Origin of the sequence: Streptococcus mitis (assembly GCF_001579035.1) — a bacterium.
GTDB lineage: Bacteria > Bacillota > Bacilli > Lactobacillales > Streptococcaceae > Streptococcus > Streptococcus mitis_J.
In genome coordinates, this window is the sequence record NZ_KQ970286.1 from 323,781 (window position 1) to 326,980 (window position 3,200).

5 protein-coding genes and 1 pseudogene are annotated in these 3,200 nt (G+C 42.7%); all 6 read left to right on the forward strand.

All coding sequences use genetic code 11. From position 1 onward, the window contains the following. On the forward strand, positions 1-451 hold a 451-nt coding region (locus SMIDD26_RS12720; protein WP_246746889.1), incomplete at its 5' end, for an FAD-dependent oxidoreductase. 83 nt (positions 452-534) lie between these two features. Beyond that, entirely contained in the window at positions 535-1,260 is a 726-nt protein-coding gene (pyrH, locus tag SMIDD26_RS04025; RefSeq protein WP_061439085.1) for a UMP kinase, read from the forward strand. Between the two features lie 20 nt (positions 1,261-1,280). Further along, entirely contained in the window at positions 1,281-1,838 is a 558-nt protein-coding gene (gene frr / locus SMIDD26_RS04030; RefSeq protein ID WP_001262225.1) for a ribosome recycling factor, read from the forward strand. 59 nt (positions 1,839-1,897) lie between these two features. Next, entirely contained in the window at positions 1,898-2,752 is an 855-nt protein-coding gene (gene cvfB / locus SMIDD26_RS04035; RefSeq protein ID WP_061439087.1) for an RNA-binding virulence regulatory protein CvfB, read from the forward strand. Positions 2,753-2,760: 8 nt separating this feature from the next. Next, positions 2,761-2,976: a YozE family protein gene (locus tag SMIDD26_RS04040; protein WP_001232084.1), complete on the forward strand. Its 216-nt coding sequence runs from the start codon at positions 2,761-2,763 to the stop codon at positions 2,974-2,976. Between the two features lie 84 nt (positions 2,977-3,060). Next, positions 3,061-3,200: pseudogene (locus tag SMIDD26_RS11460) on the forward strand (phosphate starvation-inducible protein PhoH); the annotation flags it as partial.

Sequence of the window (3,200 nt, forward strand, 5' to 3'; positions counted from 1 at the left end):
GGGGGAGCAAAAGCGAGTCTTCCAAATGATTCCAGGTCTTGAAAATGCTGAGTTTGTTCGCTATGGTGTCATGCACCGCAATTCTTACATGGATTCACCAAATCTTCTGGATCAGACTTATCGTTCTAAGAAACAACCCAATCTCTTCTTTGCTGGTCAGATGACGGGTGTAGAAGGCTATGTTGAATCAGCAGCGTCAGGATTAGTTGCGGGTATTAACGCGGCTCGTCTTTTCAAGGGAGAAAGCGAGGCTATTTTCCCAGAGACAACAGCGATTGGAAGTCTGGCTCATTATATCACCCATGCCGACAGCAAGCATTTCCAACCAATGAATGTCAATTTCGGTATTATCAAGGAGCTAGAAGGCGAGCGTATCCGTGATAAGAAGGCTCGTTATGAAAAAATTGCAGAGCGTGCTCTCAGCGACTTAGAGGAATTTTTAACTGTCTAATTTTTTTGAAAGAATTGCTCATGATACTATAAAAATCTTAGAAATTGTGATAAAATAGGTAGGATAAAAAAAGGAGAGTGAAAATGGCGAATCCCAAGTATAAACGTATTTTAATCAAGTTATCAGGTGAAGCCCTTGCCGGTGAACGTGGCGTAGGGATTGATATCCAAACAGTTCAAACAATCGCAAAAGAGATTCAAGAAGTTCATAGCTTAGGTATCGAAATTGCCCTTGTTATCGGTGGAGGAAATCTCTGGCGTGGAGAGCCTGCTGCAGAAGCAGGAATGGACCGCGTACAGGCAGATTACACAGGAATGCTTGGGACTGTGATGAATGCTCTTGTGATGGCAGATTCATTGCAACAAGTTGGTGTCGATACGCGTGTTCAAACAGCTATTGCCATGCAACAAGTGGCAGAGCCTTATGTCCGTGGACGTGCCCTTCGTCACCTTGAAAAAGGCCGTATCGTTATCTTTGGTGCTGGAATTGGTTCACCTTACTTCTCAACAGATACAACAGCAGCCCTTCGTGCAGCTGAAATCGAAGCGGATGCCATCCTCATGGCTAAAAATGGTGTTGATGGTGTTTACAATGCCGATCCTAAGAAGGACAAGACAGCCGTTAAATTTGAAGAATTGACCCACCGTGACGTTATCAATAAAGGCCTTCGTATCATGGACTCAACAGCTTCAACCCTCTCAATGGATAACGACATTGACTTGGTTGTCTTTAACATGAGCCAACCAGGTAACATTAAACGTGTCGTATTTGGTGAAAATATCGGAACAACAGTTTCAAATAATATCTAAGAAAAGGAATAAGAAAGATTATGGCTAACGCAATTATTGAAAAAGCTAAAGAGAGAATGACCCAGTCTCACCAATCACTTGCTCGTGAATTTGGTGGTATCCGTGCTGGTCGTGCCAATGCAAGCTTGCTCGACCGTGTACATGTAGAATACTATGGAGTCGAAACTCCTCTTAACCAAATCGCTTCAATTACGATTCCAGAAGCGCGTGTTTTGTTGGTAACACCATTTGACAAGTCTTCATTGAAAGACATCGAACGTGCCTTGAACGCTTCTGATCTTGGTATCACACCAGCTAATGATGGTTCTGTTATTCGTTTGGTTATCCCTGCTCTGACAGAAGAAACTCGTCGTGACCTTGCTAAAGAAGTGAAGAAGGTCGGTGAGAATGCTAAAGTGGCTGTCCGCAATATCCGTCGCGATGCTATGGACGAAGCTAAGAAACAAGAAAAAGCAAAAGAAATCACTGAAGACGAATTGAAGACTCTTGAAAAAGATATTCAAAAAGTAACAGACGATGCTGTTAAACACATCGACGACATGACTGCTAACAAAGAAAAAGAACTTTTGGAAGTCTAAAAATAAACAGAAAAACTCAGTTGGCATTGCTGGCTGAGTTTTATTCGAAAGAAGGAAATATGAATACAAATCTTGCAAGTTTTATCGTTGGACTCATCATCGATGAAAATGACCGTTTTTACTTTGTGCAAAAGGATGGTCAAACCTATGCTCTTGCCAAGGAAGAAGGTCAGCATACGGTAGGTGATACGGTCAAAGGTTTTGCCTACACGGATATGAAGCAAAAATTCCGCCTGACAACCTTAGAAGTGACTGCCACTCAGGACCAATTTGGTTGGGGAACTGTAACGGAAGTTCGTAAAGACTTGGGTGTCTTTGTAGATACAGGCCTTCCTGACAAGGAAATCGTTGTGTCACTCGATATTCTCCCTGAACTTAAGGAACTCTGGCCTAAGAAGGGTGACCAACTCTACATCCGTCTTGAGGTGGACAAGAAAGACCGTATTTGGGGACTCTTGGCCTATCAAGAAGACTTCCAACGTCTGGCTCGTCCTGCCTACAACAACATGCAGAACCAAAACTGGCCAGCCATTGTTTACCGCCTCAAGCTGTCAGGAACGTTTGTTTACCTGCCAGAAAATAACATGCTCGGCTTTATCCATCCTAGCGAGCGTTACGCAGAGCCACGTTTGGGGCAAGTATTAGATGCGCGCGTTATTGGTTTCCGTGAAGTGGACCGTACCTTGAACCTCTCCCTCAAACCACGTTCTTTTGAAATGTTGGAAAATGATGCTCAGATGATTTTGACCTATTTGGAAAGCAATGGTGGTTTCATGACCTTAAATGATAAGTCATCTCCAGACGATATCAAGGCAACCTTTGGTATTTCTAAAGGTCAGTTCAAGAAAGCACTCGGTGGCTTGATGAAGTCTGGTAAAATCAAGCAAGACCAGTTTGGGACAGAATTGATTTAGGGAGACTTATGAGAAAATCATTTTACACTTGGCTCATGACCGAGCGCAATCCTAAAAGTAACAGTCCCAAAGCTATCTTGGCAGACCTCGCTTTTGAAGAGTCGGCTTTTCCAAAACACACCGATGATTTTGATGAGGTGAGTCGCTTTTTGGAAGAACATGCCAGTTTCTCTTTTAATCTAGGAGACTTTGACGCCATCTGGCAAGAATACTTAGAACACTAGCATGATTCACTGGGTTTTGGCTAGTAATTTCTCCACCCCTTTGCTATAATAAAAAGAAATAAAAGGATTAGAGAGGTTCTTTATTTGAAGGAACATTCAATAGACATTCAACTGAGTCATCCAGATGACTTGTTTCTATCTTTTTGGTTCCAATGAACGCCATCTTCGTTTGATGGAAGAAGAGCTTGATGTGGTGATTCATGCTCGTACGGAGATTGTCCAGG

Excerpts from the sequence above, each read along its gene's own strand:
- pyrH (WP_061439085.1), top strand. The coding sequence starts at position 535 with ATGGCGAATCCCAAGTATAAACGTATTTTAATCAAGTTATCAGGTGAA.
- frr (WP_001262225.1), top strand. The coding sequence starts at position 1,281 with ATGGCTAACGCAATTATTGAAAAAGCTAAAGAGAGAATGACCCAGTCT.
- cvfB (WP_061439087.1), top strand. The coding sequence starts at position 1,898 with ATGAATACAAATCTTGCAAGTTTTATCGTTGGACTCATCATCGATGAA.
- SMIDD26_RS04040 (WP_001232084.1), top strand. The coding sequence starts at position 2,761 with ATGAGAAAATCATTTTACACTTGGCTCATGACCGAGCGCAATCCTAAA.